The 17,168-nt window shown below is 67.2% G+C and carries 12 protein-coding genes; 8 read left to right on the top strand and 4 right to left on the bottom strand.

Features of this window, described 5'->3' with window-relative positions:
- The first annotated feature begins 88 nt into the window (after nucleotides 1–88).
- From CUT39_RS16690 to CUT39_RS16670, 5 genes are all read left to right on the top strand, one after another.
- The gene (locus CUT39_RS16690) at nucleotides 89–1,780 is read left to right on the top strand and encodes a CDP-glycerol glycerophosphotransferase (protein WP_157930768.1); all 1,692 of its coding nucleotides are present in this window, start codon (nucleotides 89–91) and stop codon (nucleotides 1,778–1,780) included.
- Nucleotides 1,781–1,941: 161 nt separating this feature from the next.
- Nucleotides 1,942–2,637, top strand: coding sequence for a phosphocholine cytidylyltransferase family protein (locus CUT39_RS16685; protein ID WP_100448597.1), 696 nt, complete (start codon nucleotides 1,942–1,944; stop codon nucleotides 2,635–2,637).
- Nucleotides 2,638–2,710: 73 nt separating this feature from the next.
- On the top strand, nucleotides 2,711–3,916 hold the full coding sequence (locus tag CUT39_RS16680) for a hypothetical protein (RefSeq protein ID WP_157930767.1): 1,206 nt from the start codon (nucleotides 2,711–2,713) through the stop codon (nucleotides 3,914–3,916).
- A gap of 447 nt (nucleotides 3,917–4,363) precedes the next feature.
- Nucleotides 4,364–5,818 carry a polysaccharide pyruvyl transferase family protein gene (locus CUT39_RS16675; RefSeq protein WP_198587220.1) on the top strand — a complete coding sequence of 485 codons (1,455 nt, stop codon included), beginning with the start codon at nucleotides 4,364–4,366 and terminating at the stop codon, nucleotides 5,816–5,818.
- Nucleotides 5,815–7,194: a polysaccharide pyruvyl transferase family protein gene (locus CUT39_RS16670; protein WP_100448594.1), complete on the top strand. Its 1,380-nt coding sequence runs from the start codon at nucleotides 5,815–5,817 to the stop codon at nucleotides 7,192–7,194. The genes CUT39_RS16675 and CUT39_RS16670 overlap by 4 nt, the downstream gene beginning before the upstream one ends.
- Before the next feature lie 3 nt (nucleotides 7,195–7,197).
- Here the strand turns inward: CUT39_RS16670 and CUT39_RS16665 are convergent, their stop codons facing one another.
- From CUT39_RS16665 to CUT39_RS16650, 4 genes are all read right to left on the bottom strand, one after another.
- Nucleotides 7,198–8,880 (bottom strand): CDP-glycerol glycerophosphotransferase family protein, encoded by a 1,683-nt coding sequence (locus CUT39_RS16665; protein WP_100448593.1) that lies wholly within the window; start codon nucleotides 8,878–8,880, stop codon nucleotides 7,198–7,200.
- Nucleotides 8,877–10,883 (bottom strand): hypothetical protein, encoded by a 2,007-nt coding sequence (locus CUT39_RS16660; protein ID WP_198587219.1) that lies wholly within the window; start codon nucleotides 10,881–10,883, stop codon nucleotides 8,877–8,879. The genes CUT39_RS16665 and CUT39_RS16660 overlap by 4 nt, the downstream gene beginning before the upstream one ends.
- Before the next feature lie 53 nt (nucleotides 10,884–10,936).
- Nucleotides 10,937–12,436 (bottom strand): bifunctional cytidylyltransferase/SDR family oxidoreductase, encoded by a 1,500-nt coding sequence (locus CUT39_RS16655; protein WP_198587218.1) that lies wholly within the window; start codon nucleotides 12,434–12,436, stop codon nucleotides 10,937–10,939.
- Nucleotides 12,437–12,722: 286 nt separating this feature from the next.
- Nucleotides 12,723–13,532 carry a hypothetical protein gene (locus CUT39_RS16650; RefSeq protein ID WP_100448591.1) on the bottom strand — a complete coding sequence of 270 codons (810 nt, stop codon included), beginning with the start codon at nucleotides 13,530–13,532 and terminating at the stop codon, nucleotides 12,723–12,725.
- A gap of 65 nt (nucleotides 13,533–13,597) precedes the next feature.
- Between CUT39_RS16650 and CUT39_RS16645 the strand changes: the two genes are divergently transcribed.
- The 3 genes from CUT39_RS16645 to CUT39_RS16635 all read left to right on the top strand — a co-directional run bounded on the left by CUT39_RS16645 (nucleotide 13,598) and on the right by CUT39_RS16635 (nucleotide 17,160).
- The gene (locus tag CUT39_RS16645; RefSeq protein WP_100448590.1) at nucleotides 13,598–14,386 is read left to right on the top strand and encodes a sugar phosphate isomerase/epimerase family protein; all 789 of its coding nucleotides are present in this window, start codon (nucleotides 13,598–13,600) and stop codon (nucleotides 14,384–14,386) included.
- A gap of 158 nt (nucleotides 14,387–14,544) precedes the next feature.
- Complete coding sequence (locus tag CUT39_RS16640; RefSeq protein ID WP_100448589.1) at nucleotides 14,545–15,465, top strand: proline dehydrogenase family protein; 921 nt, start codon at nucleotides 14,545–14,547, stop codon at nucleotides 15,463–15,465.
- 90 nt (nucleotides 15,466–15,555) lie between these two features.
- Complete coding sequence (locus tag CUT39_RS16635; protein WP_157930766.1) at nucleotides 15,556–17,160, top strand: hypothetical protein; 1,605 nt, start codon at nucleotides 15,556–15,558, stop codon at nucleotides 17,158–17,160.
- Nucleotides 17,161–17,168: the final 8 nt, after the last annotated feature.

Below are 17,168 nucleotides of genomic sequence, written 5' to 3'. Positions count from 1 at the left end.
CCAATCCGGTAGTTGCGAAAGCCCTCCGAATGCGAACCGTTCGGCCCGCCCCGGTCCGACCGATCTCGATAAGGAGTCGCAGCCGAACATGAAGAGTGTTCTGATGTCCTGGACCTCCAGGCTCAACCTGATCGCACTGGCCGCCGTCGCAGCAGCGGTGACCGTGTCATCCCCCCTGCCTGCCTTCCTGGCGGCCGCAACCGTGTTCGTCGTCGTCGCCTGGCATGATCGACGCGCAATCGCTACCAGGCGAATCGCCCGCATTCTCGGCGCCCTCGCGGTCCTCATCGCCGCCTGGCGCGACTCCGGACTCGACCGCTGGCCGCTGCTGGCCGCCGGCGGCATGCTCGTCCTGTACTTCACCTACACCGACATCGTCAAGCGTGCACTCGATATCTACCACCTCACCACGCGACACCTCGATGTGCACCGGACGAGGCGGGAGCAACTGTCCGCTCCGGCGTCCATTGCTTTCGCGGTCAACGGCCTCTGCCTCGGATTCGTGTTCGCCGCGGTCGTCGGCACTTGGCCCTGGGCCGCCGGGATCGACGTCGTGGCCCTGGTCGCGACGGTCGCCGTCCTTGGCTGGACCGCGTCGGTCGTGCTGTCCAACGCGATCCGACGCCGTGCCGAGTCGCACCCGGTCGACACCGCCGTCGCCGAGGCCGTCGCCGACCTGGCGCCCCGCTTCGTCGTCCATTTCGCAGGTGCGCCCCGCTCCGAATACCAGATTCGCATGTGGCTGCCCTACTTCGACCTCGTCGGCGACCCCTACCTGGTGATCGTCCGCGACCGGTACCTGCTCAGGCGTGTCGCCTCGGCGACCGAGGCCCCGATCGTGCTCGTTTCCGACCAGTCGGTGCTCGACCGCCTCTTGCCTGAGAGCGTCGGCGCCTGCTTCTACTCCAACCACGCGGTCAAGAATGTCCAGATGATCAAGCTGAGCGAGTACATGCACGTCCAGCTCATGCACGGCGACTCCGACAAGGCCATCAGCCGCAGTCCCGTCTCGCTCATGTACGACCGGGTCTTCGTCGCCGGACGGGCCGGCGTCGACCGCTACCACCGCAACGGCGTCGACCTCCCCGAGTACAAATTCCGTCTCATCGGCCGCCCCCAACTCCACGGCATCAGCGTCGGGCCCCGCGAACGCGACGCCGACGAGCCGCCTACGGTCTTGTACACGCCCACCTGGGCGGGCTTGCACAGCGACACCGACTATTCGTCCCTGCCCGAAGGCCGAACGATCGTCGAGGCCCTGCTACGCCGCGGCGTGCGAGTCATCTTCAGGGCCCACCCGTACACGGCCACCAGCAAGGCCTACCTCGAACTGGCCGACCGCATCCGCGAACTGCTCGCCGAGGATGCCGCACGAACCGGGCGCGACCACTGGTGGGGCCGGAGGGCCGACGCCGAGTCGACGCTCACCGACTGCATCAACGCCGCCGACGCCGCCGTATCCGACATCAGCGGCACCGCCTCCGACTGGCTCTACTGCGGGCGGCCGCTCGCGATGACCGATCCGCGCGGCTTCCGGGACCGCTACGTCGACCAGTTCCCGCTGGCGCGGGCCGCCTATCTCCTCGAACCCGACGCGGGCAACCTTGAGCAGGTCCTCGACCGGATCCTCGTCGACGACCCCCTCCAGGCGGTCCGGGCCGAAGTTCGCGAGTATTATCTCGGCGACATCGCCCCTGAGGACCTCATCGACGTCTTCCGGGACGAGGTCAGGGCCACCTACCTGGAAGAGGCCGCCGACTCGGCGTTCGCGTCGGGCTGACCTCCGAGAGGCGAGGGCCAGAGCCCCGCGCCTGGCCATATATAGCCAATGTGGATCAGGAGGTCGTGGCCGCTCGGTGGACCTGTCGTTATCTTGGTCGCCTCGTGTTCAACTGGGTAAACTCAGAGGATATTCGCCGATCAACCACTTGAGGTGTAAACGTGACCACGAACATCGTCATTCTGGCCGCGGGAGTGGGATCGCGTCTTGGAAAACCGCACCCGAAGCCGCTCACCCCGCTCGACACCGGTGAGACGATCCTGGGGCGGTCGCTGCGCCTGCTTACCTCGCGCTTCAACCTTCATTCCATCCACCTGGTGGTCGGGTACAAGAAGGAGATGATCATGGAGGAGGTGCCCGACGTCGGCTTCATCTACAACCAGGCGTACGGGGACACCAACACCTCGAAGAGCCTCCTGAAGGCCCTGAGGATAACGGGACCGGGAGGCCTCCTCTGGCTCAACGGGGACGTGGTCTTCGATCCGCAGGTGCTCGATGCGCTGCTGCCCCACATCGCGATGGACAAGTCATTCATCTCGGTCAATACCGCGCGGGTCTCCGATGAAGAGGTCAAGTACACCCTCGCCGCGGACGGCTACATCAGCCGCCTCTCCAAGGAGATCGCCGACGGAGCCCTCGGAGAGGCGGTGGGGATCAACTACGTCTCGTCCCTCGACCGCACGCCGCTGGCCAACCGGCTCGAAGGGGTCGGCGAACAGGACTACTTCGAGGCGGGCATCGAGGCCGCCATCGACAAGGACGGCCTGCGCTTCGAGGCGGTCGACATATCCTCGCACAACGTCGTCGAAGTCGATTTCGACTATGACCTGGCAGACGCGAACCGGCGGTTCAAATGAGGACTCGGACGCGATTGTTGCTCGCAAGTTTGCTCTCGGCGGTCGACGCGTTCGCAGGCGCTAGCATGCTGGGATGAACAACGGTGATTCTGGCAAGTCCGAGGGTGTCGGTCTGCTCGGGCTCGAGCCGGGGGCGGTGCTTCTGCACATAGGCCCCACCAAGACCGGCACCACCGCGATTCAGCACGCGCTCCATAACGCCCGCGGCGAACTGGCCGGGCACGGAGTGTTCCTGCCCGCGAGAACCCGGCATCCGATGAACGTGTTCGGCGTGGCCGCCGGAAGACGCCCGCAGGCGGGAGACCCGGAGCGACTTCTCTCCAAGTGGCAGGAGATCTCGGCGGCCACATGTGCGGCCTCCGACAGGATCTCGGTCCTCAGCGGCGAACTCTTCGGGGATGCCGACGACGAGTTCGCGCGGAGGCTCGTCGACGACCTCGGCGGCGCCGAGCGAGTCCATGTACTGATCACATGCCGTTCCCTGCCGGGACTGTTGGCTTCCCAGTGGCAGCAGTACGTCCAGAATGGCGTCCGGAACTCATACGACGACTGGCTTACCGGCATGCTCCGAGAAATACCTTACGACAAGCCGACGCCGTCGTTCTGGCGCCGTCACCGGTACGATCGGCTGGCGTCCCGCTGGAGTGAGGTGGTGGGTGCCGATCGAGTATCTGTTCTAGTCGTGGACAACTCCCAGCCCGAGGGGCTGCCGAAGGACTTCGAATCGCTGTTGGGACTCCCTGAAGGGGTGCTCGAAGTGAGTCAAGACTCCGGCAACCGATCGTTGACCTGGGGTGAGATCGAGGCGGTTCGGCAGTTGTACATCATCGCGAAGGATCCAAAGATCGCGGGACGCACAAAGGTCGACACCAATATTCTGCGCCACAAAATCATCCCGAGATTTCAGCGGGCGCACCGGCCGGGCGCGGACGAGCCTCGAATCGTGACCCCGGACTGGGCGTTGGACGAAGCGGCCGCTGTCGGCGAGGAGATCGCCGCCGGGCTCACCGAATCGGGACTCCGTGTCATCGGCGACCCCGCCTTGCTTTCCCGGCGGCCGAGTCGCCCACAGACTGAGCGGCCGGAACGGCCCATGGTCAGCTCCGAGGCGGTGGCGAAGCTCATGTTCGAGTCGCTGGTCGAAGCGACCGACCGTCCGCGACGGCGGCCGCGGCCGACGATTCCAAAGCAGAGCCCTCCACCCGTCGAAGACAAAGTCGAGCGGCGCTTTGAACGGCTCGTCAAGCGCTTTCTCGGGAGATTCGCCTCGAAAGCGTAGTTCCTTGGACCTGGGAGTAGGGGCCGATGTGCGCGTGATCTTCCGGGCTCATTCGCGAGCGGTCTCTATCAATGCCTATCAGGAAGCGGGCGCTGTGATCCGAGCAATGATCGCCGCCGAAGTCGGTCGCTGGGGTTCCGTGTGACGGGACTGAAGCGACGCTCACCGACTGCATCAACGTCTCAGACGCCGCCGTTTTCGACATAGTGGTACTGTCTCGGACAGAATCTACTATGGATGGACGTTGGTGATTGCCGACATTGCGGACTCAGGGAGCGGCAAATCCGACCACGATGGGGGCCGCCCGTGACTACGACATGACCGGGTCGTCGTCCGGTACTCGAGTTGCTCGAGCGTTTGCGATGGCGTCGTTGAGGCCGCGATCGTGGCACTGAGCAGCGGCCACGGCCCTGGGGACCGACTATGGTCCCTGTTAGGCTCCACGATGTGAAGAAGATCCTGATCAGGGCCGCTAAACATCCCTTCGACGCCGCCTCCGCGGCGGCGACTCTGAAGCAGAACACCATCGCCACCAACGTCGGCAACCTGATCTTCAGCAACGCGGTCTTCAAGCACCTCAAGACGGCCGACACCGAGGTCGAGGTGAACGGACCCAGGCTCAACGGCGACCCCGCGGATGCCGAGGCGATCAACGAGCGCTATGACGCGTTCGCAATCCCGCTGGCGAACGCCTTCAGGCCGAGTTTCATGCGGCATCTCGACACGCTCACGCGCTTGGTGGAGCGGCTCGACATCCCCGTCGTGGTCGTCGGAGTCGGGGCCCAGACCGACGTCCACTACGACCTCGACGCCGTGAGTGGTCTCAACGAGCAGGTGCGCCGCTTCATAACCGCGGTCCTCGACCGTTCGGCCTCGATCGGTGTACGCGGCGAGTTCACCGCCGACTACCTTCGCCGACTCGGCTTTAACGACGTCGAGGTCATCGGCTGCCCGTCGATGTACACACACGGCCCCGGCTTCCGCATTCCCGGACCGACCGGCACGCTCGATCCAGAGACTTCAGTCGCGCTCTCCTACACCCCGTGGGCCGACGACGAAGGGACTGCCGCGGCGCTCGTCGAGTCGGCACTTCGCGAACATAGCCGGGTCACCTACTTCCCGCAGGAGTCCAAGGATCTGTCGCTGCTGTACTGGGGCGACACCTCGCAGCTCACCGGCACTTCGGCCGAAGCCCCGGTCCACCTGACACACCCGCTGATGCGACCCGGCAGGACCGTCTTCCCACTCGACCCGCGAACCTGGATCCGCGAGCTGGCCGAACACGACTTCGCCTTCGGCACCCGACTCCACGGCAATGTCGCGGCCCTCCTCGCCGGGGTTCCTGCGATGCTGCTCGCCCACGACTCCCGCACGCTCGAGCTCGCCCGGTACCTGGGCCTCCCCCACCGCAGACTGAGCGAAGTCGAGGGTGGTACCACCGTGGCCGACCTCTACGAACAGGTCGACACCGGTGATTTCAACCGAGGCTATGACAAGCGGTTCGAAGCATACTCTGCGTTCCTGTCGAAGAACGGCCTTGACAACTGCTTCGCGCACGGTGACGGGGGCGCCGCCTTCGAGGCCGAGATGGCGCGCACGGTCTTCCCACCTCCGGTGCGCCCATGGGCCGAATCGGCCGACCCCGAGACCGCTACCCGCATAGCCTGGCTCAAGGAACGCGTCGACAACGCAGGACAACGCACAGGTAAACTCTCGGGACGCCTCAACGCCATGGAGATTGCCCAGGCCGACAACACTCGGCGACTCCTTGACGTCGAGGACCGTCTCGAGGACATGACCAAGCGCGTCGCGCGACTCGAGCGAGCCTGGCCGCAGCGGCTCGCCAAGCGCGTACGCCGAATCTTGCGCCGACGTCAACGACCGAACAAGGAGCGCTCATGAAACGGATCCTGATTCGGGCGGCGAAGCACCCCTTCGAGCCCGTTTCGGCGCTGGGTACGATCAAGCGCAGAACCATTGCCACCAACGTCGGCAACCTTCTGTTCAGCGACGCGGTCTTCAAGCACCTGACCACCCCCGAAGTCGAGGTGCACATCAACGGCCCCCAGCTCAACGGTGATCCGCGCGACGCCGAACGCATCAACGAGGAGTACGACGCCTTCGTCGTCCCGCTCGCCAATGCCTTCCGCCCGTCCTTCAAGGGACCGCTCTCGCAGATGACCAAGTTGATCAAGCGGCTGCGCATTCCGGTCGTCGTTCCTGGCGTCGGCGCCCAGACCGGGCTCGCCGGCGACCTCGAGCGGCTCAAAGCGGTCGAGGAAGAGGTCATCGAGTTCGTCCGCGCCGTGCTCGACCGCTCTGCGACCATGGGCGTGCGCGGAGAGCTGACCGCCGATTATCTCGCCTCCCTCGGCTTCAAAGACCATGTGGAGGTCATCGGCTGCCCGGCGATGTTCGCCCACGGAAAGGGCTTTCGCATCGAGAAGAAGGTCGACAAGCTCACCGCCGATTCATCCGTCGCCCTGTCCTACTCGCCGGCTTCGCGAGGTCTCGGCGCGTTCCAAGAGCTTGTCGAGTCGATGCTGTCCGAGTACTCAGACCTCACCTACTTCCCCCAGAACGACGTCGATCTGGAGATGCTGTACTGGGGCGACACTTCTCGCCAGTCGGACTTGGCCACGTCCGGCACGGCCCGCAACCTGGCCGACCCGATTCTGCGCGGCACACGTGCGGTATTCCCTATCGATCCGCGGCCGTGGATGGACGACCTCGCCGAACGGGACTTCGCGATCGGCACCCGTATCCACGGCAATATGGCCGCGATCCTGGCGGGGACCCCGGCCTACGTAATGGCGCACGACTCGCGCACCTTGGAACTGGCGCGATACCTTGGTATCCCGCACCGCGACCTCAGCAAGCTCGAAGCCGGCGCGACCGCGGCCGACCTCTACGAGGAGCTCGACTTCAGCGGATTCAACGCGGGTTACTACGAGCGCTACGAGCGCTACATCGCCTTCCTGACCGCGAACGGGTTGGACAACTGCTTCGACCACGGCGACGGCGGCGCCGGGTTCGAGCGTCGCAAGCGCGAGACCAACTTCCCGCGTCTCGTCGAGTCCTGGGCCGACACCGTAGACGAGGGGATCGCCGAGCGGATCGCGTGGCTCAACGAACGGGTCAGCGCCACCGAGAAGCTTGAGAAGCGGGTCGCCGAACTCGAGGCGACCGTCAAACGTCAGGGAAACAGAAGGGCCGACGCCTCCTTGCGGCAGCAGGTCGCCCGCCGTATGAAGCGGATCAAGCGCCGCCTGCGCTGAGGGTCAGGCTTCGAGCGATTCACGGACGGCTCTCACGAACCGGTCGAGGGCGTCGGCGGCGTCGCCTTCCCCGAGGAAGTACCGGCGGGTCGCCTCCCGCTCCCCGGCGCGGCTGTCGGTCTTCAGCAGCTCGTCGAATACGGTGTCGAGTCCGGTGGCTTCCACGCTGATGTGGTAGGCCCCGCGGGCGATCCAGAACTGCTCGGCGAAGGCTTCCTCACCAAGACCTCCCATGTCGCAGATCGCGAACGGCCTGTTCGAGTACAGCCAATCGACTGCGGCGCCGCTGACGTCGGTGACGGCTATGTCGGCGGCGTTGATGCAGTCGGCCAGGTCGACGTCGTCGATGGCCGGACCCCACTGATGCTTGCGGCCGGTGCGCTGTCGGTCTGAGCGAAGCAGCTCCTCGACCTCGGCCAAATGGCGCGCCGAAGCCGCGTTGCGGCGGGTGTAGGGGTGCGGACGCAGCCACAATGTCACCTCCCTGCGCAGCGCCTCGGCGACGATGTGCTTGCCGATGACCAGCGAGGAGTAGTCGAACTCACCGGTGAGCCCGGCCCAGGTGGGTGCGTAGAGCATGGTGACCGTTTCCGACTCGTCGGTTTGGCGGGCGCCGACCTCGACGGAAGCGAGTTGGGGTCGACCGACGATGCGGAACTTGTGGTCGGGGATGTCGACGCCGCGCGCGCGGTACCGGTCGACAGCAGCCTGCCCGGCGACGAAGATCTGGTCGTAGATCGCGGTCACCCGATTGAAACTGGAGGCCTTGTCGGACTCGCCGTGGAACAGCTGCACGTGGGTCAGATCTCCGAAGCGCAGCAGTTGCGTGTTCAGGGCGGCGTTGTTGACGTAGTACACGGCCCTGACGCTGTCGACGAGCATCTGCTCCAACGCGGCGATGGTGGGCGCCAGCACGATCGGCCTATCGGTGTGGTCGCGGAGGTCGTCCAGGTGCTCCCGTTCGCGGCAGACGATGAGGTAGGGCTCTCCGACACGATCGAGGTGTGGCAGCCACATGCGCAGTTGATAGGCGGAGTTCGACGGCCCGGAGAAGTGGACGATGAACCGCGGCCCGAGCGTGGCCAACGCCTCCCGGACGGCGCCGTCGCCGGGGTGGGCTGAACTGCGCCGCTCTCGCCAGGCCGCCGCCGTCCCGGCGGCGAGTGCGACCGTGAGGGCTGCCGTGCATGCGGCCGAGATCCACATCGGTGCCTGTACGGAGGTCAGGATCGCGGCGGTCGCGGCCGCGCCGAAGACCACGGTGGTGGCGGTGACGGCACGGCGCACCGGGGCCGGGCTGAAGCTCCGACCGGCGCGTCCGCGGCGTACCGAGAGGTTGGCAGATTCGAGGTGACCGGTGGCGACGGCGGCAGTAAGGAGTCGTTCGACACCGATGATGAGTGCCAGCCCGCCACCGCCGATCGCGGTCGCCCAGCTCGCGTCGGGGACCTGCCCGGACGCGCCGACACTGAGGGCGCCTACGGCGAGGATGCGGCCGATCTGGTCCTCGGGCTGAATCTGCGCACGGCGTCGTCCCAGTATGAGCGCAAGGGCTGCGGCGGCGCAGACCAGGCCGAGCCAGCCTGGCGCGCCGACGATGAACGCGGCGAGTGCTGCCGCGCCGATCGGCACCGGAGCGGCCGTGGAGATCGGATTCGAGGTGAGCAGCCGACTCAGGCGTTTCATCTGGACACGGACTCCTCGGCCGCGAGTTGTTGTTTTCGGTTGCGGGCCTCTGCCTGCTCGGCGAGGTCGCGGACGGCCGCGGCGAACCGTTCCTGTGAGGGCGGCACGTCGGGGCCCAGGAGATACCGTTTGAGCGCGTCGCGGTCCTCGCGCAGCGGGTCGGCTTCGTGATCGCGCACTGCCGCTAGCAGCGATTCGAGACCTCCGCCGTCCCGGTCGAGGATGAACGCGGCCCGGGCGGCTGTGTTGTCGCGCTTGAAGACCGCCTCGCCGAGCCCGGCCGAGTCGGCGATGGCGTAGGGCTTTCCGCTGGCGATGAAGTCCGTTACGACGCTGGAGACGTCCGCGATCAGCGCGTGCGCCTGGTTGAAGCAGTCGTAGACAGTCGGTTCGGCGCCGGTGATCACCACGTGGCCGCCGGTCGGACGGGAGGACCAGAAGTCCGCGTCGCGTTTCGCGGCGGCCCGCCGGTTGGCTTCGACTTCGGCCGTCGAAGTCATGTCGTCGCGTGAGAAGGCGGCGTCGACGCGGCTTGCCTGCGACTGGGCGGCCTGGGCCCGCCTCACTCCGGTCGAGTCCGTGTCGGCACCGGACTCGTGGCCCCGCCGGCGGTTGGCTGCCTCGATCATCTCGACGATGCGGTCGTTGGCGGTCCTGGCGGCCTTCGAGCGGATACCGGTGAACGGGTGGGGTTTGTAGACCAGTCGAATCGGCGGATCGGTCCGGAGGAGTGCGGCTACGATCGCCTCGCCGACCTCGACGAGGCTCGTATTGCCCGGTTCGTCGGTCCAGCCCTCCCAGGTGGGCGCGTAAAGGATGGTGGGAATCTCCGCGTCCGGAGCCGCGGTCCGGATGGAGTGAAGCTGTGGACGTCCGACCGACACGATGGCGTCGTCGCGGACGCCGACGTCGGCGCGTTCCCATCGTTCCCGGCCCGCTTCGCCCGCGGTCCAGAGCTGGTCGTATGCCTTGCCGAACGGATTGACGCTGGCCACCTTGTCGCTGTCGCCGTGCCCGAGGAAAACGTGCTTCATGGTCGGCACCCGCAGCAGGTGCAGATTCTTGCCGACGTGCGCTGGATACATGGCGACTCGGACGGTGGACAGGTCCATATTCATCAGATGGACGGCGCTGGGCACACAGACTACCGGCAGGCTGGTGTGCTGGAGACCCGGAAAGGTGTGCTGCTCCCGCATGATCACCAGGGGCCGCTCGCCGTCGAGACGCTCCAAAGGCTCCAGCCACATGTTGAGCTGGTAGGTCGACTCCTTGGAACCGGAGAAGTAGAGAATGGTCGTCGGCGCGTATTCACGAAGCCACCTGTCGAACCAGTCCAGTGTCCGCTCCTCCTTGGGCACCCATTTGGATGGCCGTAGCCACAGGCTCGTGACCAGGACATAGCCGACGGCCAGGATCATGGTCGCCACAGTACCGGCGACGCCGAAGGAGGCCCTCCCGGTGGCCGCGGTCGCGAGCAGCCCTGCGATGAGCGGCAGGTCCATATGGAGGATTTTGTCGCCGGCCCGGTTGAGTAGCACGGCGGGCGGGGCGTCGCTGATCTTCATTCCTGACAGGTCGATGTTCTTCGTCGAGATCGGTAGTCGTCGGGTCTTGCGCACGACCGCGACTAGACCGCCGTGCACGGCTTGGAGGCCGTAGAACGCGACGCTCGCGACCGCCGCGAGGACGACTGGCCCGAAACCGATTTCTCCGGTGGCAGCGAGTCTCGCCAGGAGGCTGATCACCAGCAACTGACGGACCGCCACTCGGTTCGAGACACCGAACCGGAATTGCCGCAGGTGGCCGGCGACGCTGCTCTGCCCTCGCAGCAGGGACAGGTCGACGACCAGGCTTACGGCGACTGCTCCGATGAAGACCGGGGCCGACGGGATTATCGCAGCGACCAGCATCACCGGGTAACACGTGATGAGCAGCAGCGTGAGCGCCATGTCCCAGGTGCCGATGCCGCTGAGGAAACGGCTGGTGCGCGTCGCATCGGACATGTTCTCGAGTCTCGCTTTCCGGAGGCGGGATCGGTTGGAGTAACGGGCCGTCTTCAGCCCTCGAATCCGGTGTCGAGGATCCGGGCGATCGCCTGTTCGAAGTTGTCGGATCGATCGGCCGTGGCCGTCGGGTCTTCGCGCCGCACATCGATCACCGCACCGTTGAGGCTTGACAGGAGCACGTCCAGCGAGGTCCTGGCGACTTCGGCGGAGTCCAGAAGGGTCTCAGGGTCCTCCCGGCCGAATGCGTTGGTGCGCATCGGGGTAGCGGTGCGTTCGGGATTGATGCAGTTCACCTGGATGCCGTCGTCGCTCCATTCGTCGGACAGCGCCTGCGTCAGGTTGACCAAGGCGGCCTTGGTGGAGGAGTAGAGACTGTAATTGGCTCGCCCGCGCGTATAGCTGGAGGAGGTGTAGTAAAGCAATTGCCCCTGGGTCTCGGCGAGGTACGGGAAGGCTTCGCGTGCGATCTGCACGGGGGCGAGGTAGTTGACCTGAAAGGTCTTCTCGAGGTCCTCGGTGCCGGTCTCATTCAGTCGTCCGACCTGCAGAACACCGGCGGTATTGACCACGTAGTCGATTCGGCCGGTCTCCTGGTGGGCCTTCTTCAGGGCCGCGGCGATGTCATCGGGGTTCTCGACGTGCGTGCCGGTGGTCGAGCGGGCGAAGCGGTACACGTCGGCGCCGTAGGATTCGGCCAGTTCGGCCAGATCCCCGCCGATGCCGTACGAACCGCCGAAGACCACCAGGGTCTTGCCGGCCAGACGAGTCCGGTAGTCCTCGTCAGTGGACGGCGGCACCGCGGTCGACGCCAATTGGAACAGCTTGTCCGCGATGTAGAGGTCGACCGGCTGGGTCACCTTGAGGTTCCACTCGTCGCCGGTGACGACGTGGACCGGAACGCTGGGCAGGTACTTCAGCACGACCGAGCAGTCGTCGGTGGCCTTGAAGTTGGGGTCTCGGTCCGCTTCCCGGTAGGCGGCGCGGATCGTGGCGAGTTTGAACGCCTGGGGCGTCTGTCCGCGCCGCAGGCGTGCCCGGTCGGGGACGTCGGTGATGAACTCACCGTCCTTGCCGTGCGTACGCGTGACGATGACGGTATCTGAGGAGGGAATGGCCACGTCGACGGCGTCGTAGCGCTCGAGGGCGGCCACGGTCTCGGAGATGACGCGGCCGGAGATGAGCGGTCGCACCGCGTCGTGGAAGATCAGGCGCCGGTCATGGCTGGAGCCCGGGCGGTCCTCGAGGTAGGCGACGGCCGCCTTGGTGCTGTCCGACCGGGTGCCGCCGCCGGGGATAACGTCGACGACCTTGGTGAGACGGGCCTTCTCGACCACGGCCCGGACGTCGTCGATGTATCCGGGGGCCATGAGCACGAGGATGTCGTCGATCTCGTCGGCCAACTGAAAGGCTTCGAGCGTGTGCTGGATCACGGGCTTGCCTGCGATCTTGATGAGCTGCTTGGGGATGCTCAGGCCGACGCGTTGACCAGTGCCTCCCGCGAGGACCACTGCGGTGACACCCGGCCGCTGTCCCTGCCCACGGTCCGACAATGCACTTCCTCCTCATGTTCATTGCTCCGGTTGTGATGGAGCTTCGACGCCGTTGCAGAACGCGGTCGCCCCATATCAACACCCGCTGCCGGGACGGTGATGGCGACTGGGGGGACGCTGTAGGGGCGGTCGAACGGCAGGTGGCCGAACGGCTCGACTCGTGCGTGGATCTTAACATTGCGCCTATTGCCGTATTCCTGGAAGCTACCTGCTATTCACCTGGTTATCCAGGGGTGGCGAATGGATCCCTCATATGTCGCGAGCGAACTCACTGGAGAAACGGCACTCAGCGCCGCTTGGGGTCGGGGAGGCTCTCGCGGTTCGCCTCCGTGGCCGGGTGCGGCGCGACCTGGCCGCGCTCGGCCCGCACCGCGCACAGCTCGGCCAGCCTGTCGTAGGCGGCCTTGCCCAGCAGCTCGGTCAGCTCGGACTCGTAGGAGACGTAGACGGGGTCGGCGGCGGTGTGCGCCAGCGGCGAGCCGGTGCACCACCAGTCGAAGTCGTGGCCGCCGGGCCCCCACGAGGCCCGGTCGAACTCGGTGATGAGCGTGACCTCCACGGCGGTGCCGTCGGCGCGCTGCTCGGACTTGAAGTCCCGCTTGACCGGCAACTGCCAGCACACCTCGGGCTTGTACTCCATCGGGTGGACCCCGTCGCGCAGCGCCTGCTGGTGCAGCGCGCAGCCGCTGCCGGTGGCGAAGCCGTCCCGGTTGTGGAAGACGCAGGCGCCGTCGACCACGGCGGTCTTCTTCGCCGGCTCCTCCTCGCCGTCGTCGTTCTCCAGGGTGTCGTCGACGATCGTCTCCCGCCAGGGCCGGTGGAGCTGCCAGGTCTCGGGCGTCAGCTTGCGGGATGCGGCCCGCACCCGCTTGATGTCGTCGGAGTCGGTGTAGAACGCCCCGTGCAGGCAGCACCCGTCGGCCGGGCGATTGTGGTCGATCCCGGGACAGCCGCCGACCTCCGGACTCTTGCCGAAGATGCACCCCCACCGCGACAGCAGCCAGGTCAGATCCGCTCGGACCAGCGTCCCCGGGTCGTCGGGGTCGTAGAACTCGACCCACTCCCGGTCGAAGTTCGGCTCCACCTCGTCGGTCATCCGTCCACCGTACCCGCGGCGGCGCTGTGTCAATCCCGACGCGCGGCGCGGCGTACCCTGGTGTCGTGACCCAGTCCGTCCCGGTCCTGCTCTCGACCACCTCCGTGTACCCCGAACCCACCGCGGTGGGATTCGAACTGGCGGCCGATCTCGGCTACGACGGCGTCGAGCTGATGGTCTTCACCGACCGCATATCGCAGGACCCCGCGGCGGCCGCGAGCCTCTCGCGCCACTACGGGGTCAGGATCGGCGCCGTCCACGCCCCGTGCCTCCTGGTCACCCAGCGGGTGTGGAGCCCCGATCCCTGGACGCGGCTGCGCCGCTCGGTCCAGGCCGCCGATCACCTGGGCGCGCCGGTCGTGGTCATCCATCCGCCGTTCTCCTGGCAGCGCGACTACGCCCGCAAGTTCTCCGCCGTGCTCGCCAGCCTCGAGGCCCGCTACCCGAGGGTGGCCATCGCCGTGGAGAACATGTTCCCGCTCAAGGTCGGCCGCCGGAAGCTGGTGCCCTACAGCCCGCACTGGGACCCGACCCGCCACGGCTACGGGGCCTACACCCTGGACCTGTCCCACTGCGCCGCCGCGGGGGCCGACGCGCTGGCCATGGCCGAGCGGATGGGGGAGGGCCTGCGCCACGTCCATCTGTGCGACGGCACCGCTCCCGGTTCGGACTCCCACATGGTGCCCGGCCGCGGCACCCAGCCGTGCGCGGAGCTGCTCGGCAAGCTCGCCGCCTCCGGCTGGAGCGGCACCGTCACCGTCGAGGTCTCCACGCGCAAGTCCGGCAACCGCACCCGCCGGTCGGCGGACCTGGCCGAGTCGCTCCGCTTCGCCCGCGAGGGGTTCGACGCCTGAGCGGCCCTTCCCCTCAGTCGCCACTTCCCAGGAATCAACTGGCGATAACCTTTGAAACAGTTGTCACAAGCGGCTCAAGCGCTTTCTTTTTAATGTCTCGATCCACGCGTTATGTCACCGTGACCGGATATTGAACCGCGGGAGGCTACGCTGCAAACATGCTGCGTTCAGTCATACTCGCCGCCGCCCGGTCATCGAAGATCGAGCAGCTCGTAGGTACCGCCCCGGTCAGCCGGTCGCTCGTGCGCCGCTACGTCGCCGGGGAGGCCACCGCCGACGCGGTCGCGGCGGCCCGCGCCCTGGCCTCCGACGGACTGCTCGCCACGCTCGACTACCTGGGCGAGGACACGGTCGTCGTCGATCAGGCCGACGCCACCCGGGACGAGTACCTCGACCTGCTGGCCGCCCTCCGGGCCGACGGCCTGTCGGAGACCACCGAGGTCAGCGTCAAACTCTCGGCCCTGGGCCAGCGGATCGACCCCGAACTGGCCTACGACCGCGCCCGCGCGATCTGCGCGGCCGCCGGCGAGTCGGGGACCACGGTCACCATCGACATGGAGGACCACACCGTCACCGATTCGACCCTGGAGATCGTCGAGCGCCTCCGCGGGGACTTCCCCGACACCGGGGCGGTGCTGCAGGCCTACCTGCGCCGCACCGAGGACGACTGCAAGGCCCTGGCCGGGCCCGGTTCGCGCATCCGCCTGTGCAAGGGCGCCTACAAGGAGCCCGAGCCGGTCGCCTATCAGCGCAAGCTCGACGTCGACCGCTCGTACGTGCGCTGCGTCAACGCCCTGATGGCAGGCGAGGGCTACCCGATGCTGGCCACGCACGACCCGCGCCTGGTCGAGATCGCCGTCGACCGCGCCCGCTGGTTCGACCGGGAGCCGGGCGACTTCGAGTTCCAGATGCTGTACGGCATCCGCCCGCTCGAGCAGCTCCGCCTGGCGGCCGAGGGCCACCGGATGCGCGTCTACGTGCCCTACGGTGATCAGTGGTACGGCTACCTGATGCGCCGCATGGCCGAGCGGCCCGCCAACGTGGCGGTGTTCGCCCGGTCACTGTGGAGCAGGTCCTGACGCCTGCGCGCGTCCGAGGGGCCGGTGACGCGGTTATCCGCCCCAGGTCGCGAGTCGCGAGGTTGGCGTTCAACGATTACAGTTGCGAGGGTGACTCAAGCCCCTGAGGACTTTCCCCCGGAGCCGTCTGCGCACCGGCCCGGTGCGGAGGCGGACCCGGCGCCCCGCGTGCCCGGACAGCGGCCCCGGCCCGAGCCCTCGGAAGCCCCCGGCCCGCCGGTCCGGATGGCCCCGCCGCCGAACCCGTACCGGCCCGGCCCCTACGTCCCGTACGCGCCGCGCCCGCAGCGCCGGCGCTCCCGGTGGGGGACCATCCTCATGGTGCTGGTCCTGACCGCCGCGGCGGTCGCGGGCGGCGGCGTGGCCAACGGCTGGCGGCCGGCGGCGCCGTCGGCCGAGACCGGCACCATCTCCGGCGCCCCGGTCATGCCCGGCGAGGGCCTCCTGCCCAGCCCCGGACCCGACGCGCCCGAGCACGAGGTCCTGGCCTACCTGCGCGAGCAGACGCAACTGGTGCTCGACGCCCACGCCGAGTCGCTGTTGGACGGCAGCCTGGAGGGCTGGCTGGCGGCGTTCGAGCCGACCCTGCACGAGGAGATGACCGGCCGCTACGAGTCGCTGCGGGCGATGCAGGTCAGCCGCTTCGACTACAAGATCGCCACCGGGCCGATCGAGAACGACTCCGGCGCGGTGCCGCTGTACGAGCTCACCGTCGTGGTCACCCACTGCTTCGTCGAACCGGCCGCCGAATGCGATCCGGCCGATGTGGTCTTCGACACCACCTGGCGGGCCGGCGACGACAGCCTGGTCATGGTCGAGACCGGCACGTCCGAGGGCATGGAGGGACCGCACCCGTGGGAGGTGGAGGACCTGGCCGCCGTCGTGGGCGACCGCACCGTCGTGGCCGCCCCGCTGGACATGAGCGACCGGCTCGACGACGCCCTGGAGGTCGCCGAGGACGCGGCCGCCAACGCCGACGAGTGGGCACTGTGGGAGGAGCCCGACCGCTACGTCGTCTACATCGCCACCAACGACCACTTCGACGAGTGGTTCGGCGGGATGTTCGACGGCGACGACGTGGTCGGGTTCGCGCTGCCGCTGGAGGGCACCGTCGGCGACGAGCGGCGGCCGTCGACGTACGCCACGGTCATGAACGTCGACCGCACCGGCTGGGGCTACGACCTGACCAGCGTCATCCGGCACGAGCTGGGCCATGCGGTCACCCTCTGGGGAGCGCAGTCGGAGAACTACTCCAACGACACCTGGTGGATGGTCGAGGGCATCGCCGAGTACATCGACCACGGCGACAAGCCGCTCGACGACTACGACCGCTCATGGGATCTGGAGAACCACGTCGCCGACGGCGGCTGCGCCGACGAGCTCGTTCCGCCCGAGGAGGACGACGACACCACCGCCGGGTCCGGAAAGTACGGGTGCGCCTTTCTCGCCGTCCACTACATGATCGACACTTACGGGTTGGAATCGTTCTCGGAGTGGTTCGGCCTCACCGCCCGAGACGGCGAGCCGGTGGCGAGGGCGGCTGACGACGTATACGGGGAGAACTACGCCGACATAATGGCGGAGATTACGTCTTTCATCGCCCAGACCGCCTTAGACCGGCTGTTGCCGGGTGGGGCGGACTGCCGTAACATGAGCAACATCCCAATCGAAAGACATCAACGTCACGGACAGTGACGACCGAG

Origin of the sequence: Glycomyces xiaoerkulensis (assembly GCF_002798405.1) — a bacterium.
Lineage (GTDB): Bacteria > Actinomycetota > Actinomycetes > Mycobacteriales > Micromonosporaceae > Glycomyces > Glycomyces xiaoerkulensis.
This window is presented reverse-complemented; position numbering and strand designations above follow the sequence as displayed.